This is a genomic window from Roseomonas sp. CCTCC AB2023176, assembly GCF_042259275.1.
GTDB lineage: Bacteria > Pseudomonadota > Alphaproteobacteria > Acetobacterales > Acetobacteraceae > Roseomonas.
The window spans coordinates 2,549,376-2,568,840 of record NZ_CP170086.1; the positions used below are offsets into that span (position 1 = coordinate 2,549,376).

Consider the following 19,465-nt stretch of genomic DNA (forward strand, 5'->3'; position numbering starts at 1 on the left):
CTTGGCGGCCTGCCCGTGGGGCAGGAGCCGGCCCGCATGGCGCGTGTCTTCATCCCTTTGCTGCGCGCGACCAGCACGATGTCCCGCGCGACCGCGGGCGGGATGATGCCGAGGTTCGGGGCGGCCGAGCACGTCGCCGTCGTGCCGGACCTCCAGGACCTTACGGCTATCGAGGCCCATTCAGTTGCGCGCGTACCCAGCGCGTTCCTCGCGCGGTCCGACATCATGGACGTCGCCCGGCGCGTGCAGGGGGCGTTCGGGCAGGGCTTCTACGGCACCGCCCTCGCGCGGGAGACCGATCCGATCGATGAAAGGAGCTTTCTCCCCGGCGTGCTCGTGGCCGGCCAAAGCCAAGTCGTCGTGACCGATGCAATGCGTGTCGCCGACACGCCCGGCGGGCCTGCCTGCGGCGCTCCGCGTCGTCGCCTCGCCGGAGGCGCGCGGGTCGGTGACCGTCACCGTCCTCACCGACGACGTCCATGCTGCGAGCTTCTCGCGGGCGTCCCACGCGGCGATGCCCCCTGCCTTCCGCGTACCGGTCCGGTCTGTCGGAACGGTCGTGGAAGGGTGTCCGTACATCTGCGACGCGACCCAAGCCCACCGACCTTCGGCGGGCCGCCGAGTTCCGTCGCGCTGCTTCGGTGGGGCATGGCCGAGGACAGACGCCTGATCGAAGTGCTGCCGTGCCTCGGTTACGAGGGAGCGGTCATCGCGGGCATGGGCGCGGCCACGCGCCGGCAAGGATCGCGCCGCCCCAGGCAGGTGCGCGACGCGCCTGCCGGTCATCTCGCGTCGCGTTGCATGACGGGTCCGGTCCTTACCGGAGCCGACCGCGACGACGGGTCCGAGCGGGACCCGCTCGGCTGCGGGCTCATCCCCGCCGGATGTCTCTCCGGCCCGAAGACACGCCTGCTGCTCGGCCTAGTGCTTCGCTCCGCCGCGGGACCAGCCACCGAGTCGGTGTGCACGTCCTACCAGTAACGGCGGGCAAATCTTCCCCCCACCCCCGGAGTCAAGGATCCATGGCCGATCTCCTCGTCATCGCCTACGCGAACGAAGCCGCCGCGGAGGATGCGCGCAAGCGCGTCCTCTCTCTCCAGTCGGAGTACCTTATCGAGCTCGGCGACGCCGTCGTCGCGGTGAAGGAGGCGGATGGCACGGTCCGACTCAACCAGCTCTTCTCTCCCACGGCTGCGGGCGCGGCCTCCGGAGCGCTCTGGGGCAGCCTCATCGGCCTGATCGTCCTCATGCCGCTCGTCGGTGCAACCCTGGGGGCGGCTTCGGGCGCCCTCGCGGGGAGGCTGACGGATGTCGGGATCAAGGATGACCTGATGCGGGACATCGCTGCGACCCTCGACTCTGGCGAGGCCGGGCTCTTCCTACTGATCCGGAAGATGACGACAGATAAGGTCATGGCGGGACTGAGCGGCACGGGCGGGCGCGTCATGCGGAGTTCCTTCGACGAGACGAAGGAGGCAACCCTGCGCGAGGCCTTGGAGCACGCGCAGGCCGCCACGCGCGCTGCGCCGGCGACGGCGCCCGGCAGCGTCTAGATGTTTAGTCCCAGGGTGTAGTGGGTCGGGTCGGAGGTGGACCTGGACGGCTGATCCGTTCAGGCCTTGCAGATGAACTCGTAGGGGGCGAGGCCACGCAGAGTCTTGAGACGGCGCGCGTGGTTGTAGGCGTCGAGGAACAGCTTGAGGTGCTGCGGCAGCTCGTCATGGGAGCCGTAGTGGTAGCGGCGGACGGTGGCGTCCTTCAGCGTGCGGTTCATCCGCTCGACCTGACCATTCGTCCAGGGATGGGCGGGCTTGGTGGTGCGGTGCTCGATGCTGTTCTGCTCGCAGGCGAGGTCGAAGGCATGGCGGCGCCAGATGCGGGGTTGGTCGGTGGCCGCCCAGATGGCGTCGGCCGCGGCTTCGGCCTCTTCGTTCGACGGCGTGCGGTCGACGAACCCCGTGCGGTTGTCGGTCAGGATCGTGTGGATGCGGTAGGGGACGGCCGCGACGAGGGCCTGGAGGAAGTCGGCGGTAATCCGTCGCGTGGCCTTCTCGTGCAGCTGGGCGAAGGCGAACTTCGAGGTGCGATCGACGGCGACGGAGAGGTAGAGCCGCCCCTCCTCGGTGTGCACCTCGGCGATGTCCGGCAAACCGCTGGTTCGACGTCGATATGGAAGAACCCGATCGGGTAGGCCTTGAAGCGGGCTCGCTCGGGCTCGGACGCCTCGGGGAGGCGGGCGATGCCGTGCCGATGGAGGCAGCGATGCAGGGATGACCGCCTCAGGTGTGGGAGCGATGGCTGGAGGGCGTAGAGGCAGTCATCCAGCGGCAGGAGCGTGTGGCGGCGGAAGGCGACGATGACGGCCTCGTCCTCGGGGGAGAGGACGGTGGAGCGGGGCGCCTGGGGCCCCATCGGGGCGTCGGCGGTGAAGTCCCGACGCCGCCACTTCTGCACCGTCGTCGGGCCGATGTCATGGCGGGCCGCCAGGGCCCTTACGCTCGCTTGACTAGCTTGGATTGCGCGACGGACTGCCTCCGTCGTCGTGGCGCCGCCGTGAAGAACCCCTCCCACTGCCCGTCCATCCAGGCTTGCCGTTCCAGCGTATCATTACACCGTGGGACAAAATATCTAGCCGCCAGCATCGCCGCGGCAACCGTCCGGGCGCGGGTGCCGCGCTCGTTCTACGCCGGAAGAGTTCATGGGCGCATGGCCTGCAACGCCCATGGCACCACCGCTGTTCCCCCGCACACAGCACTGCTGTCATGCAGATCCGCCGCCACCGGCGGATGCGACCTTCCGTAGCTGGCTCGCCAGGACGCATCGTCCTCACTGCATGGCCATTCCCACCTGTGCGCGGGAGGAGGGATGAAGCGTCCATCCCGCGTCAGTGCAGAGCAAGACATCGTCGTTGCGCCACGTCGCGTAGGGTCCGCGTCCACCGCCTGTACCGTGCATCCCAGCCCCGTTGCTCCGTCTCCGACCGTCGACGCAAGGTCGTCCGCAGCGAGATCCGGAGTGGCGCCATGGCGAATGATCAGGACAGCGCGGCGCGCGACCCGCTTCGGCACGACCTGCCGCGCCGCGACTTGGCGAAGCTCCTGGCAGGCGGGGCCTTGCTCGCTGGAACGGCCGGCTCCGTCGCCGCGCAGCCTCCGGCAAATGCAGACTTCGATATCGACGCGGCCTTCCGCACCTTCATGCGTGACCTCGGCGTCAATGCGGAGGATGCGGGCGGACGCGTCACCTTCACCGGCCGCGATCCCCTGGTGCGGAGCCGCTTCCGTACGGGCGCCTGTATGGCAATCCCGGCGATGGGCGCCGGCGTGAACGCCGCGGCGATCTGGCGCGAGCGTACCGGGCAGTCGCAGGACCTCAGCGTGGATCTCCGCCAAGCCGTTTACAGCGTCGCCCCCTGGGCGCGGCTGCTGGTGGAGGAACTGCGGGCCGTGAACATGCTGCCCGGTGATCCGCTGCCGCCCGCCTGGTCCTGGCAGCCGACGATGAACGGGCGGCCTCTCCAGGCGCCGCTTGCGATCGGGAACCCCCTTTCCTTCGCCGTCTTCGAGGCGAAGGACGGCCGATGCGTCACGCCGACGGGGCTCTATCCCCAGCACTTCGTCGGCTTCCTGCGGGTAATCGGCGCGTCACCTGACCCGGAATCGATCGCCGCGCGGATCCGCGCCTTCGACAGTGCAGACCTGGAACAGCGCGTCGGAGAGGCCGGGATGATCATGGGTGTCCATCGGACCGCGGAGGAATGGGCGGTGCACCCACAGGGCCGCGCAGTGGCCGTCACACCTCTGGTCGAGATCGTGAAGATTGGCGACGGCCCGATCGTTCCCTGGACGCCGAACCCGACGCAGCCGCTTTCCGGCATCCGTGCGGTGGCCTGCGCCCACGTCATCGCCAGCTCGACCGTTGCGCGCAACCTCGCCGGTCAGGGCGCGGAGGTGCTGCACATCGCGCGCGCCCAGGGCTTCGAGCACGACGCGATCTACCAGGACGTGAACATCGGGATGCGTTCGTCTTTCGTGAACCTGAAGATCCCCGAGGGCCGGCAGCAGCTGCAGGCGCTGCTGCCGCGGACCGACGTGTTCATCGAGGGTTTCCGGGGCCGCAAGATGGGCGAGCTCGGCTTCGGGCCTGAGGAAGTCGCACGCGCCAAGCCCGGCGTCATCTACTGCTCGGTGCGTGGATACGGCTGGTCCGGGCCGTGGAACATGTATGCGGGCTTCGACATGGAGGCGCTGACCGTGAGCGGCTTCACGGCGATCGAGGGCGGCGGGCCGGACCGCCCGCGCTTCCCGCCCACCTTCGTGATGAACGACTACATCGCGGGCTATCTCGGCACCGCCGGCGTCCTCGCCGCGCTGCGCCGCCGCGCGAAGGAAGGCGGCAGCTACCACGTCCGGATCAACCTGACCCGCTGCGCGATGTGGTTCATGAGCCTCGGTCAGGTGCCGGCGGAAGAACTGGCGAATCCTGGCCCGGAAAGCCGACTGGGGCCGCCCGAGACGGTCCGCGCCGCCTCGGCCTACGGCCAGTACGAAAGGCTCGCGCCGCTCGTGAAGCTGTCGCGCACGCCGACGCGCTTCCGCGAGCCGTTGCTGGACGTCCGCGGCGGGTCCCATCCCGTCTGGGAGGGCTGACCCTGTGTTGAAGCGCCGGCTCTCCGCCCTAGCATTGCTGGCTCTCTTCGCCGCGCTTCCGGCGCAGGCGCAGGACGTCCGTCTCTACGCTGGCACCGAGGGCGCGGAGGCCGCGCCGCCGGCCTATACGGGCGACGAGGCCCTGGCGCAGCAGCTGAACAATCCGCTGGCCACCCTCATCACCGTCCCGATCCAGAACAACTTCGACTACGGGCTGGGACGCAACCGCGATGGCTTCCGCTACACCGCCGTCGCGCAGCCCGTCCTGCCGTTCCAACTCAACGCGGACTGGAACATCATCACGCGGACGGTCATCCCGTTCGCCCACCTGGAGCGCGTCGCGCCGGACCACGAGACGGGCCTCGGCGACACGCTCGCGAGCGCCTGGATCTCTCCGGCACGGCCGACGTCGTGGGGGCTGACCTGGGGTGTCGGACCGGCCATCCTGGTGCCGACCGGCACGAACCGGTTCACTTCAACGCGCCAGTACGCGGCGGGGCCGACTGCCGTCGCGGTGCTGACGCGCGGCCCCTGGATCGGGCTTGTCCTCGCGAACCACATCTGGTCGCTCGGCGGCACGCCGGACGATCGGGAGCGCGTGAGCCAGAGCTTCGTGCAGGCCGCCATCGCCTACACCACGCCGCAGCGGACGACGTACTTCGTCAGCACGGAAAGCACCTACAACGCCACCGCCGGGCAGTGGACCGTGCCGATCCAAGCCGGGGTCAATCAACTCCTGCGCGTCGGTACCCAGCCGATCCAGCTCGGCGGCCTCGTCCGCTACTACGCCGAGCGGCCGGAAGGCGGATCCCGTTGGGGCTTCCAGCTCCGCCTGACACTCGTGTTCCAGCGATAGAGCAGCGCTTCAGCGGCTTGGATTCCTCCAGGCCCGTTCCCCACCCGTGGAGGCTTCCCATGGCCGATAAATGGATCACCGGCGCCACGCGGCGCGATGCCCTTCTTGCTCTCGGCGGGACGGTCGGTTCCGTCACACTCGGCGGCCTCGTGGCCCCGCCGGCCCTTGCGCAGATGGCGCAGGGGCACCGCGAGGCGCGGCCTGGCGCGCCGCCGCTGCGCACCGTCCGCGTGGTCGAACGCAGCGCGACCCTCTCGGGCCGGCTCGCCGGCCTGCTCCTCGCGGACCAGGGAGCCGAGGTCTTCGTCGTGCGCGCCGCCGGGTCGCCGGCCACGGGCCTGGACGACGCCTTCTTCGATCGCGGCAAGACCGTGGTGCCGGCCGTCGCTGCGGCCGACGCCGCAACGGCGGACATCATCATCGTGGATGGAACCGCCCCTGAGACGCGTGCGCCCCATCAAGTCCTGCTGCGCATCGTCGCCGCGCTGCCCGGCGATGACGCCTATGGTCACCTGCCACATGACTGCTCCGAGGACCTGATCAATGCGCTGACCGGCTTCTTCACCAACATGAGCGTGTCCGCACCGGTGCTAGGGCGCCCGGTCATCTACACACCACTGCCGTTGCCCTCGATCTATTGCGGCGTGAACGGCGCCGTCGCCGCGGTGGCATCCCTCGTGGACCGCCAGCGGACCGGGCTTGGCCGAGAGCTGTTCGGCAGCCGCATCGCCGGCGGGCTCTCCGCAATCGGGGCGCTCTCCATAACATCGGAAGGCTTGCCGAAGCACCTGGAGCCGATCGTGGTGGGCGGCCTTCCGCCTGGCACGACGCCCGACCAGTTCCGCGGCTTCGTCGCCGACGCGCTCCGTGAGCCGGAGCGGCAGATGTGGCTGGAGCGGCGCTTCGCCCCCTTTTCCACCTGCTACCGCACGCTCGACAACCGCTGGATCCTTCCAATGGCCGGCCCGAACGGCCGTCTCTCCCGCCACCTGCTTGAGGCGATGGGGCTGTGGGAGGAGGCCTTGGCGACCGGCGCCGTCTTCGCCGATCCGTACGACGCCGCCAACATGGCGAACATGCGCCGCAACCTCGGCGACAGCCTTTCTCTCGGTTTCACCTACACCGACAAGCTTGCGGGCTTGCTGGAACCCGCCTTCCGCCGCCGCACCGCGGCGGAGTGGGAGCGCTTCCTGGCGGCCAACGGATCGGCCGGCAGCATCGTCATGACCTGGGAGGAATGGCAGAAGGACGCGGACGCGCGCACCGCCGGCGTCTTCGCCGAGGTTGGGGGCGGTGACGTCCAGATCGGGCGCGCGGTGTGGACGCGCAGCGCTCAGCCCTACGCGCCGCTCGCGCCGCGTCAGGCTGGGGGAGCCATCCCCGCCCGGTCCGCCGCCGCACCCGCCACGACGGGGCGCGCGAACGCCCGGCTGCCGCTCGCGGGCTACAAGGTCGTAGACATGACGAACGTCCTGGCCGGGCCGAGCTGCACTCGCATGCTCGTCGAGCTCGGGGCGACGGTGACGCGCGTGGACGTCATGGATCCGCAGCACGCCCCGACGATCCACGTCATGTGGTCAGGCGAGAACTCGGCGGGCAAGCGCAGCATCATCCTCGACCGGCACAAGGCGGAGGCACAGGCCATCACGCAGCGCCTGACCGACACGGCGGACATGGTCTGCGCGAACATGATGGACGACCAGATGGTCCGCCTGGGGATCGATGCAGCCAGCCTCGCGCGGCGCAACCCCCGCGCGATCGGCGTCCAGATCACCGCGACGCGCGGTGAGCGGCACGGGCCGCGCCACCACGACAAGGGCTACGATCCCTCCATTCAGGGAACGACAGGCGTCATGATGCGCTTCGGGGGGCCGGAGACGCCGACGTTCCACGGCATCGCCTCGGCGGTGGATTACCTCTGCGGCTACCTCGGCTGCTTCGCCGGCGTGCTCGCGCTCTACGCGCGGGAGCAGCGGGGCGATGGCCGCGGCGACTGGGCGGAGACCTCGCTCTGCAACGCAGCGACGCTCATCCAGCTGCTGTTCCAGCGGCCAGGTACGGAGCCGCCGGCCAGCGCGCGAGGACAGTTGGCGACCGGTATGACGGCAGGTGCTCGCGTGTACCGGCTCTCCGATGGCTGGATCTTCGCCCAGGCGCCGCGGGACATCACGGCTGAACTGGGAAGCCGCAGCCGGGCGGAGGCGCTGGCCTGGTGCAGCGCGCAGAGCATCCCGGCCGCGGAAGTGCAGAGCTGCAAGGACCTGGCCGACCGCCACCGAGAGCGCCCAAGCACGACCGTGCGCTTCGAGAAGACGACGAATGACGGCTGGTCCACCGAATGCTTTGCGCCGACCTGGTTCGCCTTCGACGGTCGGCCCGAGCCGCGCCCCTCCGCCGCGGTGAGGATCGGGGCGGACGGCCCGGCCATCCTGCGCGAGCTCGGCTTCACCGACGCCCAAGTCGGCGAGTTGGTCTCCGCGGGCGTGCTGGGCCGAACCGAATGGGCGCGGGGCTGATGCGCTGGGCCGGTGCCTTCCTTGGCCTGACGCTCGCTGCCGGGCCGGCGGCGGCGCAGGTCGCGTCCTCCGCCGTCCCTCCGCGGCCGGTCGCGGAGGTGCGGCTTCCCGGACCCGACGCGCTCTACGATCCGGACCAGGGCGCGCCGGAGGCGCTGGCCTCGCCGGAGACGCCGCGCGGCACGCTCTTCCCGGGTTTAGAGGCACCCTGGCGCGCCGATCTCCAGCGGTTCCGCCTGCGGCTGTTCCAGGATCACGGCATCACCTTCTTCGCCAGCTATCAGCAGCTTGCTCAGTACGCGACGGACACGCGGCCTGGGGTCCGCCAGGACTGGGCGGTGGGAGGCTGGTTCGGCTACGGCGCGACCTGGACACCGATCGACCGCGGTGGCGATTACGAGGGCACCTTCGTCTTCCGCGGGGGCTGGCGCGGCGCGCTCGGCGGGAACAACACGTGGCCCGCCCCCTTCGGTCTGGCGAACCTCGGCTCGGCTTGGTCGGCTTACGAGTTCACGTCGTGGAACAACCGGTTCGCCGTGGAAGACCTGTTCTACGAGCAGCACATCGGACGCAATTTTAACTTCCGCATCGGCAACCAAGCCCCGCAGGCGACCCTCAACTTCTTCCGATTCAAGGACGCGCGCACGGGCTTTACCGCCAGCCCGCTCGCCTTTCACGACACAATCCCCTACCCGGCCTTCGGCGCGGGTCTGTCCTTCCGCTGGCGCTCCTTCGCCGACGGCTTCTACGTCAACGGCGCCTTGAACGATATGAACGGCTCGCCAGGCCAGCGGGGGCTGGACTGGAGCACGCTGAACGCCAACCAGCTGTTCAGCGGGGTCGAGGTCGGGCACCAGTGGCGCCGGCCAAACGGCGAGTTCGATCACCTCTCCCTGCTCGTCTTCTATGCGGGCACGCGGCGTACCTTCAACGTGGACACATCCCCGAACTCGCCAGGCGGCGGCTTCAAGATCAACGGGGAACTGCAGCGCGGCCGCGTGGTCGGCTTTGCCAGCTACACCTACAACGAAGCGCGCGGCGGCGGGATCTCCACGACCTTCACGAACCACACCGCGGTGGCCGGCGCCGCCTATCTCCGGCCCTTCGGGATCAACGGCGAGGCTGCGGTCGCCGGCATGTGGTCAAGGCCCTTCAGCAACCTGATCCCGGGCCTCGCCCGCCGCGACCAGTACGGCGTGGAGGCCTACTGGAACATCGCCGTGACGCCCAACAGCACGCTGACGCCCGGCGTACAATTGGTCGTCAACCCGGCTTTCAATCCGAGCGTGGACTTCATCGCGATCCCACAGATCAAGTTCCGCGTCTTTCTCTGAGGAGGCAGGGCCCGCGTCGCCGGATCCAGTCCACGACGCCGCGGACCGGGGCGCGTGTCAGGGCCTTGCGAGCATGAAGAGGGCGGTCGCGACCTCGGTCGCGATCAACAGCACCACGGCGATCTCCAGCCCGCGGGACCGCCGCGCCTGGATCAGGGCGAGCAGCGTCTCCGACGCCTCCCGTACCATCGCGATCTTGCGGCCCAGCGCTTCGCTCCGCTCCTCCAGCTCCCACTCCGTGCTGAGGGCTGCGTGCAGCGGCTCCAGCTCGGGGTGCTCCCACAGCAGGTCCGACTTGGCCGCCGTGTCCACCTGGGCCGCTGCGCGGGCGCGTGCCGAGAGCGCTTCCCCGATCGAGCGCAGCGGAACGCCGGGCGACGGCACGAGCCGGCCCCGCCGCAGCTCCGCGATGACCGGCGCCAGGCGGTCCAGCGTGCCCGCGAGCTCGGACTCCTCGTGGGTCAGCAGGCCGCTTTTGGCGAGGGTTTCCGCGACGATGGCCAGCCGGGGCAGATCGAGGTCCGGCACCCGGATCGAACCATCCTCGTCCAGCCCGTCGCGGTCGCGATCGAGGCGCAGCGTCGCCGTCTCCTCGACTGGCCGATCCAGAGCACCCTGCAGGCGCGACCGCAGTCCTGTGGCGAGCTCGGCCCGCGCCTCGGCTGGAAGCGACAGGGTGACGACCGCTCCCCAGCGGAACGCGAAGGCCATGCCGGCCGGTGCGGGGATGACGACGAGGCCTGGAAGGGAGCTATCGCGGCGGCCGAGGCCACGGGTGTCCAAGCGCTCCCCCAGCAGCATGGCCACGACGGGGATCGGGGCCGCCATGTCGCGCAGGAACATCGGTCCCCCCCGGCGGGGTCGTGACGACCGCCGCGAGCCATCTTCGGCCCCTGTCACGCCGAGGGAAGTCGCAGCGCGTCCGGCGCCGCGCAGTCGAGACGCTGGGGACAGGATTGGGCGGGGAAATCCAGGTCGCGCCGGCGCCGCGCGCCGCGTTGCGCCTGTTCGGAGCCGGCCGGCAGGCTCACCCCCTCACGTCAGGTCCGGGCCTGCGGAGACGCGCCGCGGGGTCCCGGCTTCCAACCCGCCCCCGGGCCCGCTGAGGAAATGGTGGATCCAGGGGCCCGGTGGTCGACCGGCCGACGGCTGGCCCATGACCGGGGATGGGGCGGAGACGATACGAAGTTCCCCGCACCGTCCCATCCAGTCGGTGTGACGGTGCCCGTGCAGGACGATGATGCGGGGCGCGAAGCGCTGCAGCCGGTGCAGTACGCGGTGGCCGTCCACGAGGACGGTGCCGATCCGCTCGGCCACCGCGACGCCGCGCCCCGGATATTCGACGAGGTGGTGGTGCAGGGCGACGAGCCACGGCGCATCGGGGAACTGCGCAAGCACGTCCTCGGTGGCGCGAAGCTGCTCCCCGCCGACGAAGCCCAGCGCGTTGGTGAAGGAGAACCTGGTCTCTGCGCAGGAATTCAGCAGGACCACGCCGAGGCCGCCGGACGACGGCGGGCGGATCATCGGGAAGCTCTCGTCCCAGATCCTCCGGCACGCGAGCGCGGCGCGCACGCCGCCCCGGTCCATGAAGCGCGCCAGCCGGGCTTCGCGGTCCTCCGCGGCGAGGAAGGCCGCGAGCGTCGGGCCGAGGCGCCGCGTCGCGCGATCCACGACGTGCACCCTTTCACCCTGCAGCCGGGCCAGGGCGACAAGCATGCGGACGCGGCGCAGCACAGTACCCGGGCCGAAGGGTAGTTCCAGCCGTGCAGGGTTCGCCCGGTCCACGATGTTCACGTCGTGATTGCCGGGCAAGGCGAGCAGCCGGTTGGCCAGCCCTGGCTGGGCCGCGAGTTCGTCCTCCAGGGCGATGAACTCCGCGTTACGGCCCGCATCGGTCAGGTCGCCCGTGACGAGGATGCAGTCCAGGCGGTGCGCCCGGTCCTCCTCCGCCAATTGAGCCAGCACGTCACCCAGGAATGCGTTTCCGCGCGGCCCGTCGCGACCGGACTCCAGGCGGAATCCGTAAGGCTCGCCGACGGCATGGACGTCGGAGAGATGGGCCACGCGCCAGGCTGGACGGGTCGCATCCGCGTCCGGCGCGTCCGTTGGCGTCCAGCTCTCCGGCGCGCCGCTTGCGGCTTCGGCCAGGGACCAGGCCACCGCGCCGGTGCCCAGGTACAGCATGGCCGCCCAGACCCCGTTGGCGAGCGCCGCGCGTACCGACCATAGGAGTCCTTCGAGCGATCCATCGTCCGGGAGGAACGTCGGTAGCGGACCCGCCCACCAGGCGACGCCCGCCGCACCGAGGGCGATCAGCCCGCCCGCGGCGAGGCCGGCGGCGCTACGGGTGCCGGCCACCTCGCGGAGCGGCGGGAACGCCTCGGCCGCGAGCCGCACGAGTTCGCGGATCATCACGTAGAGCGGCTGCACGAAGCTGGCGTTCAGGGCCCAGAAGCAGCCCTCCGCGAGGCGCAGAAGAGTGCCGCCCCAGAACCAAGCAGCGCCAGCCAGCGCGACGGCCGTCGCGAGGGGAGTCAGCACCCGCCCGAGGTCTGGCGTCTGCGACCAGGTCGCCTGCACGAGCCACACGCCGACCTTCGGCGCTGCACCCAGCAGCAAGGCGGGCAGCGCCAGCGCGAGGATAACAGCCAGGAAGAACTTCGGAAGGTTTATTTCCAGCAGCAGGCGCGATGCATGCCGCAGGAGCGAGTGGCGCGTCGTGTTCGACGCGTCGTCCTCTATGTCACCGTCCCGCGGATCGGGCAGGGACTCAAAGGGGGGCTGGCTGCGTCTGCCCGGGGGTGACCCTGTCTCACCCGCGGGACGCGCCCGGGCCGCCACCTCCGATCCGCAATCCGGCCTCGGTATCATCGCCCCGTCAGGTCATGCGAACCAGCAGTCCGTCCCCGCCGAGCTGCAGTGCGAGTCCGCTGCGGTTCGGCCGCAGGCGCATGCGGACGCCTGACGTGTTGCGCAGCCAAAGCCAGCCGCGCATGACGTCCCCGCCGACAGCCGCACCGCCCCGGAACTGGGCGAAGACGCCGCCGAAATCGGCGGGACTGCGCAGGCCGAACACCTCCCCGCTGGCCGTGACGCGTGCCCCGCCCATGCCGCCGAGGCCGAGGCCGTTCAGCCGGAAGGGGTAGCGGCGCCCGTCGTAGAGCAGGGTGCCGGAGCCCCACGAGACATTTCCGATGAAGCCACCGGTGAACTGGCTGATTTCCACGCGGGCATCCGGCGCGCCGACTTCCTCCTCGCCTGGGTCAGCGGACGGTGCGGGCCCTACCGTCACGGACGGGGCGGGTGGCTCTGCCGCGCAGCCCGCGACGATGGCGGTCGGCAAGCCGGCGATCAGGAGACGGCGGGAAAAGGATGATCCGGTCTGCAAGAGCGTACTCCTCGGCGCTTCGGGACGGGCGGACAGCCCGTGCGCTTCGGGCTTTGCTGGCCATCAGCGATATCACCCGCGAGGCGCTCGGCCATGGAGGCGGGTTCGGATTGGCACGCAACGCTCAGCCGCAGGACGTCGCGCCAACAGCCGGCGACGGGTGCGTGGGCCCGAGTTGCCGCGCCATGCTCCGCGACGATCGTCGGTGCGGCACTTGGGCGTGACGGCCCGGCGTAGGATGAGATGCGCCCGTTGTGCCGCCGAGGCGGACAAGCGTCGGGCGCAACGTACGCTGCGACGAGTGTGCGATGCCAACCGCGGCCATCGCCAAGTTGTTGGCCTGTGGCCGGAACGAAGTGGCTGGGCCAAGCTGACCGGATGAAGCCTGACTGGGATTGAGATTGGGTTTGGGATTCCCCCGCTTTCGTGGTTCTTCCGCGCTTTGCGTGGATCAGGCGGCGAGAAGGGGGCGGCGGCGGAGCAGAACGAAGCTCGCGCGACCGAAGGTTTGTCGCTTGAGCAGTTTGAGTTTGTTCACCTGCCCCTCGGTGTGTCCGTTGCTCCGGTGCGTGGTGAGAGCGGCCTTGACTGCTGCGCCGTCCCCCTGCAGTCCGGCGGCGAATGTGACCACTGCGGCCACGCCGCTGCGCCGCGCATCCCTGAGCCAGCCCTTGAGCGCCGTAAGCGGCGCACGGCACGGTGCCACCGCGCTGAGGCTCCGGTCCCGCACGAGATCGGCGAGACGGCGGACGAGCGCTGAGACGGTGGCGGCAGCCGCATCCTGCCCGATGCGCTCGCCGTCGGCGTTCTCCTCCGCGCTAAGCCGGTTCCGCGCTAAGCCGGTCACGTGGCCGCATGAGATACCAGGCGAGTTGCCTTGGTGAGGGCAGCGACGGCGTGCGCTCGCCGTCGGCAGCCCGTCCGACCTCGACGACACCTCCGCGCCCCGGCCCAAACTTCGACGGCCTGCTGCGCCGCGGGCTCAGCCATCGGTGCACCTGCTTCGGCGTACCGGGGTGGCGTACCGGGGTAGCCGAGGCCCCGCAGTTCGCGCCAGAGCACCATCGCGTTCTCACAGCCATCGGCGAGCCTCGCCTCGAGGTGGGCGATACAGGGGTTCAGCAGGCTGGGTCCGGCGCCCCGCACCGCGCTCGGGGAAGCTTCCGGCCCCGGCGTATTTCCGCACCGTCCCGCGGGCCAGCCCCATGCGGCGGCTGATGGCCAGCAGAGGCTCGCCGGCGGCATGGCGGCGCCGAACCTCCTCGTAGAGGGCCATCCTCCGGCTCCGCTCCACGGCGCTTCGACACGCACCCGGGCCGGCCGCACGCTCGCCTCGGCTGCACGGGAAGGCCGCGCGCCGCGCCGGCGAGGGGCGGTGATGGGCAATGGGCGGCAGACGCCGGAGGCGACCGTGCGCCCCGGCGAGCCAGCGCTCGGCCATCTGCCGCACGTTCAACAGCAGGTGCCAGCGGTCGGCGACCTGCCGCGCCCGCGGCGCCCCGAGCGCGATGCCGCGGGCATACGCGGTCGAGCGGTCGCGGGCGACGGTCCGCACGCCGCGGTGCCGCCGGAGCCAGCCGGCCAGTGTCGCGGCGCGCCGGTCCGGCAGAAGATCGACGACGCGCCGCCGCTCCAGGTCGACGAGGATGGTCCCGTAGGTCCCCCCTTGCGCAACGCCCAATCATCGACGCCGAGCACCCGGGGCGTTGGAGGCTTCGGCACGGGGAGGCGGCGCAGGAGACGCAACACGGTGTCCCCGCTCGCCGGCATGCCGAGTTGCCCCAGAAGGCGGCTCCCCGCCGCGCCCGGTGGGGCAGGAACCGCGGCAGCGGCTCGACGAAGGTGCGGCGCGGGCAGGATCGGTGGTGGCAGTAGAACCGCCGGACCTCGATCTGCAGACGCGTTGCCTCTCCAAAGCTTGGCAGGTCCGACGGGTGCCGGACGTAGCGGCTGTGAACCGCGGAACCTGGGTTGCCGCAGGAGGGACAGCGACACCGCTCCCGTCGCGCACGAGCGACGACGACTAGGCCGGCAGGGCCGCGCTCCAAGCGCTCGATGAGGCAGCCTGGAAGAGCGGTGGACGTGATCATCCCCACCCTGAATCAGGGCAGCGGGACCGTGTCGACCGGGACTTCCACGCCAAGCGCGGAAGAGCCACGAAAGCGGGGGAATCCCAATCTCAATCCCAATCCCAGGTGCCTGCCCGCGTCTGCCAGTCCCGCTCGCGGTAGCCGTTGCGCTGCACCAGCCGCTCGGGGGAACGCTCGCCATGGCCCGCGCCGGTGAGTTCACCCACCTCCAGCTCCATCAGCCGCTCGGCCGCGAAGCCAATCATCTCGCGCAGGAACGTCGCATCCGAGCCTTTCGCGAGGAGATCGCGAAGAGCAGTCTCATCGTCGGTCATCGTGGTCGGTCCAAGGTCGGGGTTGCAGGTCTCAGCAACCCAACCCTGCTATGAACCACCGCGGTGACCGCCCTCTCAGAGGCGGTCAGGTCCTACACCACCAACGGGGACACGACCCGGACCGTGCAAGGAACCCCCTTGTCAGGTGTTCCACAGAGGTGCTCCACGTGGAGCACCCCGACCCTTCGCAAGATGCTGGTTTCATAAGGGAAAGCGGGTTGGTTGGGGCGCCAGGATTCGAACCTGGGAATGGCGGTACCAAAAACCGCTGCCTTACCGCTTGGCGACGCCCCACCGGCTCCGGCCGCAAGATGTCTCTGTGCTCCCTTGCCGTAAAGCCCCGACCTGCCGCTCCCCGCGGGTGACACGCGTCGTGTCCGGCGTCGGGCGATACCCGGCCTCGACCGTCCCGGCCTTCCCCCCACCCAAACAACCTCCGAAGCGTCGGGCGGCCTTCGGCCATCTAGCCATGCCATCGCGGCGTGCCCCGCGTGCCGGTGTGTCGTCCGGCCGCAACCCATCTCCGTCCGGGTGCGTGTCGAAGCGCGGGCGCATCGGGATCGCGGCGCGACGCCGAGCCCGACGTTCGCCCCGATCCCGCTCTAGCCCGCTGTCCCGGAGGTTGACCGAACCGCCTGCGCCGGGACCCGCGCGGCCCGGCCTCGACCCGCCCAGATTGCCGCGCTCGGCCCGCTGACACCGCACGCCCCAGATCGATTTAGGCCGGTTGTCTCCAGCACAGAAGTGAAGACTTTACCACTGAACGGCATCCCCTCCGGTCCGCGTCATCCCGCGAGGTGCGGATCTACCTGCAGGCCGTCGCGAAGCGCTCCGGCCCACCTCCACCAGGTCGACGGTAACGCGGTCATGGCGCGTTCGGCGGCCGCCGCGCTGCCGAACAGGGAGAAGCAGGTCGCCCCGGACCCGCTCATCCGCGCCAGCAGCGCCCCCGGAAGTCGCGCCAGGGCGGACAGCACCTCCCCGACCGGCGGGCACAGCCGCACCGCCGCCGGCTCCAGGTCGTTGCCGAGGAGGCGGAGGTCATCCGCCATGGCCGCCGCATCGGGCCAGGACGCGGGCAGGGAGGCAGGGGCCGTGAAGGCGCCCTCGCGCGCTGCGAAGACGGCCGGCGTCGGCAGGGCCAGGCGCGGATTGGCCAGGAGGATTCCGAAGTCCGGCAGGGCCGGGGCGGGCAGCGCGACATCGCCGATCCCGCGCATCACGGTGGGCCGAGAGGCCAGGCAGACCGGGACGTCGGCCCCGAGCCTCGCCGCGATGTCCCGCAGGCCCTCCGGCCCGAGGCCGAGGGACCAGAGCCGGTCGAGGGCCCGCAGCGCCGCCGCGGCATCGGCCGAGCCGCCGCCGATGCCCGATGCGACGGGAAGGCGCTTCTCCAGGTGCAGCCTGGCGCCATCGCCGGCCAGGGCCCGCGCCGCGCGCAGGACGAGGTTGTCCTCGCCCGCGGACAGGCCGTCGCCCTCCGGCCCGCTGATCGTTAGCTCCAGCCGGGGCGCGGGCGACGCCGTCACCGTGTCGCCGACGGCGGCGAAGACGACGAGGCTGTCGAGCAGGTGGTAGCCATCCGCCCGCCGTCCCGTGACGTGAAGGTGCAAGTTGACCTTCGCCGGCGCGGCCTCCGTCACCTCGGGGGCGGGCGCCGCCATCGCCGGGCAGTTCAGCGCACCGCCGCCGTGGCCGGGAGCCCGTCGCGCAGCTTCGCCTCAATCTTCGTGCTCTCGCCCGGTTCGAGCTCGAGGCCCAGCGCGCGCCGCCACTGGAATCGTGCCTCGGCCTGTCGCCCCGCGGCCCAGTAGGCGTCGCCGAGATGGTCGTTGATCACGGCGTTCCGCGGCTCGAACTCCGTCGCACGCTCAAGCCAGCGGATCGCGCCGGGGATATCGCCTAGGCGGAACAAGGCCCAGCCCAGGCTGTCGATGATGTTGCCGTCTTCCGGCCGCAGCGCGACGGCGCGCTCCAGCATCGCGCGGGCCTCGTCCAGCCGCTCGCCGCGCTCGACCCAGGAATAGGCAAGGTGGTTCAGGACGTAGGGCTGCTCGGGCTGCAGGCGCAGGGCGCCGCGGAAATCGGCCTCGGCCGCCGGCCAGTCCCCTGCCCGCTCCCGCGCGAGGCCCCGCGCGTAGAGGAGCGGCCAGTCCGAGGACCGCGGCGCGCCGACGCGCGAGATCGCGAGGTCGTAGGCCGCCGCCGCCTCCGCCGCGCGGCCGCGGGCGCGGAGGATGTCGCCCAGCCGCGCCGGGGGTTGCGGTGCGTTCGGGAAGGCCTCCCCCAGGCCACGCAGGACGGCGAGCGCGTCCTCGGCCCGATCCACGCGATCCAGCAGGCTCGCGCGGCGCAGCGCCGCGAGCGGCGCCATCGGGTCCGTCGCCGGGACGGATTGCAGGGCGGTGATCGCCGCCTCCGGATGGCGGTCGTCGGCAAGGCTTTCCGCCGCCAGCAGGAGCGCCGGCGCGAAGTTCGGCCGCAGCCGGAGGGAGAGCTGCGCGAGCGTCAGGGCGAGCTCCGGTGCGCCCTGGCCGCGCAGCGCGGCGCCGAGCGCGACCTGCGCCTCGGCCATTCCCTCGACGGCGCTCGCGACGGCGCGCGTCGCCATGGCGGCCCGGCGCGCTGCGGGACCGGCGGCGAGCGCCACGTCGTCCGTGCCGACCGCCATCGTGTCGAACAGCGCGGCGGCATCGGATTCCCGCCCGGCGCGGGCGAGGATCCCCGCCGCGACCGTCAGCAGCCTTAGGTTCGGCTCCGCCGCGTCGGCCAACGCCACGCGGATGAAGCGCTCGGCCTCACGCGGGCGGTTCGCGACGTCGGCGATCATCGCCGCGTGCAGGGAGGCCACGCCGCGCAGGCGCCCGCCCTCCGTCAGCGGCCGCAGGGTCGCGAGCGCCGCATCGACGTTGCCACGCCCCGCCTGGGTCCAGGCGAGGAGCAGGGGCTGGAGGACCTGCGCGCTGCCCTGCCGCGGCAGCGAACGGATCCGCTGCTCCGCACGGTCCCAGCGCCCGGCCTGCGCGTCGGAGCCAGCGAGCAGCAGCGCGGCCAGCTGGTTCTCCGGCAGGCGCCGCGCCAGGCGGGCGGCCTCCGCGCGGCCGTCCATCACGGCCGCGTTGAAGGCGCGCGCCAGAAGTTCCGGCTCGTCCGGATCGGCTTGCAGGGCGCGCATCAGCGCTTCCGCCGCGACGCCCGCATCGCTCTCGCTCGTGGCGAAGCGACCGGCGAGGTAGGCGCCGAAGGCACCGCGCATGGAAGGCGCGAGGCGACGGGCGGCGCGTTCCACGGCCGGCGGCAGGTCCCCGCGTTCCGCCGCCGGCGCGTCCTCCTCCGGCTCGGCAGGGCCGCCCGCGGCACAACCCGCCAGCAGCGCGGCCGCGACCAGGGCGGCGCGGACGGGGGCCGTCGCCCGCGGGCCCCACGCCCGGGGCAGGCGCAGCAGGGCAGGGGCGGGAACGCGGGACGGCGCGCGGAACGGCATGGACCTAGCCTAGAGTCCGCCGCCCCCGCCCGGCCAGCCCCGTGCTGCGCTGCACCCTTCGCGATGCGCCCGATGTGGCATTTCCGCGGCATGACCGACGCGACATGGCAACGGCTTGCCGCACGGCGGCTGCCCGTGTTGACCTTCCGCCGAGCACCATCCCGCGCGGAGGAGACCATGCGCCGCCTGATCATCGCCCTGACCCTGCTGGCCGCCGCCGTCGCGGCAGCACCGGCGCAGGCCCAGAACCGCTTCTTCCTCGTCAACCAATCGGGGGAGCAGATCAACGAGGCATACGTGTCCTCGGCCCGCGTCACGAACTGGGGGCCGGACATCCTCGGCGCCGGCGTCCTGCCCTCGGGCAACCGGGTCTGGGTGACGCCGACCTTCGGCGACTGCGTCCTCGACGTCCGCGTGGTCTATGCCAGCGGCCGGTCGGAGGAGCGTCGCGGCCTCAACGCCTGCTCCATCGACACCATCGCCTTCGGGGGCGGCGCCGGCGCCGGCGCGGTCATCGGCGGCGGCTCGGGTGCCGGGGCGGTCATCGGCGGCGCGCCCGTCGCCGCGAACCCGTCCTTCAACTTCGTCAACCAGAGCGGCGCGGTGATCCGGGAGATCTACGTCTCCTCTTCCCGCGTGAACTCCTGGGGCGGGGATCGGCTGGGCGCCAATACCCTGTCACCCGGCGGGTCGGTCTACATCAACCTGCCGGCTTCGCTGGGCTGCAACAGCGACATCCGCGTGGTGTACATGAACGGCGCCGCGGCCGAGCGCCGGGGCATCGAGACCTGCTCCCGCACCGACATCATCTGGCGCTGATCCCGGTGGCGCTGA

At 71.3% G+C, this 19,465-nt stretch carries 12 protein-coding genes, 1 tRNA gene and 3 pseudogenes; 7 read left to right on the plus strand and 9 right to left on the minus strand.

Features of this window, described 5'->3' with window-relative positions; genetic code table 11:
* Positions 1-36: 36 nt before the first annotated feature.
* Positions 37-981, plus strand: a complete 945-nt coding sequence (locus ACE7GA_RS12725) for an asparaginase domain-containing protein (protein ID WP_376099918.1) — start codon at positions 37-39, stop codon at positions 979-981.
* Positions 982-1,022: 41 nt separating this feature from the next.
* Positions 1,023-1,553, plus strand: coding sequence for a DUF1269 domain-containing protein (locus ACE7GA_RS12730; RefSeq protein WP_376099919.1), 531 nt, complete (start codon positions 1,023-1,025; stop codon positions 1,551-1,553).
* Here the strand turns inward: ACE7GA_RS12730 and ACE7GA_RS12735 are convergent.
* Positions 1,550-2,571, minus strand: a pseudogene (locus tag ACE7GA_RS12735) (IS481 family transposase). The gene ACE7GA_RS12730 and the pseudogene ACE7GA_RS12735 sit on opposite strands and share 4 nt — an antisense overlap.
* 452 nt (positions 2,572-3,023) lie before the next feature.
* Between ACE7GA_RS12735 and ACE7GA_RS12740 the strand changes: the two are divergent.
* Genes ACE7GA_RS12740 through ACE7GA_RS12755 form a run of 4 tightly spaced genes read left to right on the plus strand, consistent with a single transcriptional unit; the run spans position 3,024 to position 9,355 of the window.
* Entirely contained in the window at positions 3,024-4,649 is a 1,626-nt protein-coding gene (locus ACE7GA_RS12740) for a CoA transferase (protein WP_376099921.1), read from the plus strand.
* Between the two features lie 7 nt (positions 4,650-4,656).
* A complete protein-coding gene (locus ACE7GA_RS12745; protein ID WP_376099923.1) occupies positions 4,657-5,505 on the plus strand; it encodes a transporter in 849 nt (282 codons plus the stop codon).
* Between the two features lie 59 nt (positions 5,506-5,564).
* Entirely contained in the window at positions 5,565-8,021 is a 2,457-nt protein-coding gene (locus ACE7GA_RS12750; RefSeq protein ID WP_376099925.1) for a CoA transferase, read from the plus strand.
* Entirely contained in the window at positions 8,021-9,355 is a 1,335-nt protein-coding gene (locus ACE7GA_RS12755) for a carbohydrate porin (RefSeq protein ID WP_376099927.1), read from the plus strand. The genes ACE7GA_RS12750 and ACE7GA_RS12755 overlap by 1 nt, the downstream gene beginning before the upstream one ends.
* A 57-nt stretch (positions 9,356-9,412) precedes the next feature.
* On the opposite strand, the gene ACE7GA_RS12760 is transcribed toward ACE7GA_RS12755, so the two are convergent.
* The 8 genes and pseudogenes from ACE7GA_RS12760 to ACE7GA_RS12795 form a co-directional block, all read right to left on the minus strand.
* Complete coding sequence (locus tag ACE7GA_RS12760; RefSeq protein ID WP_376099929.1) at positions 9,413-10,183, minus strand: RMD1 family protein; 771 nt, start codon at positions 10,181-10,183, stop codon at positions 9,413-9,415.
* A 207-nt stretch (positions 10,184-10,390) separates the two neighbouring features.
* On the minus strand, positions 10,391-12,196 hold the full coding sequence (locus ACE7GA_RS12765; protein ID WP_376099931.1) for a metallophosphoesterase family protein: 1,806 nt from the start codon (positions 12,194-12,196) through the stop codon (positions 10,391-10,393).
* A gap of 37 nt (positions 12,197-12,233) precedes the next feature.
* Positions 12,234-12,581, minus strand: a complete 348-nt coding sequence (locus ACE7GA_RS12770) for a hypothetical protein (protein WP_376099933.1) — start codon at positions 12,579-12,581, stop codon at positions 12,234-12,236.
* A gap of 613 nt (positions 12,582-13,194) precedes the next feature.
* Positions 13,195-14,833 (minus strand): annotated as a pseudogene (locus tag ACE7GA_RS12775) (ISL3 family transposase).
* A 104-nt stretch (positions 14,834-14,937) separates the two neighbouring features.
* A pseudogene (locus tag ACE7GA_RS12780) lies at positions 14,938-15,147 on the minus strand (transposase); the annotation flags it as partial.
* A 219-nt stretch (positions 15,148-15,366) separates the two neighbouring features.
* A tRNA-Gln gene (locus tag ACE7GA_RS12785) sits at positions 15,367-15,441 on the minus strand.
* Between the two features lie 491 nt (positions 15,442-15,932).
* A complete protein-coding gene (locus tag ACE7GA_RS12790; RefSeq protein ID WP_376099935.1) occupies positions 15,933-16,811 on the minus strand; it encodes a 4-(cytidine 5'-diphospho)-2-C-methyl-D-erythritol kinase in 879 nt (292 codons plus the stop codon).
* An 11-nt stretch (positions 16,812-16,822) separates the two neighbouring features.
* Entirely contained in the window at positions 16,823-18,631 is a 1,809-nt protein-coding gene (locus ACE7GA_RS12795; RefSeq protein ID WP_376099937.1) for a tetratricopeptide repeat protein, read from the minus strand.
* 177 nt (positions 18,632-18,808) lie between these two features.
* Between ACE7GA_RS12795 and ACE7GA_RS12800 the strand changes: the two genes are divergently transcribed.
* Positions 18,809-19,450 carry a Tat pathway signal protein gene (locus ACE7GA_RS12800; RefSeq protein ID WP_376099939.1) on the plus strand — a complete coding sequence of 214 codons (642 nt, stop codon included), beginning with the start codon at positions 18,809-18,811 and terminating at the stop codon, positions 19,448-19,450.
* Positions 19,451-19,465: the final 15 nt, after the last annotated feature.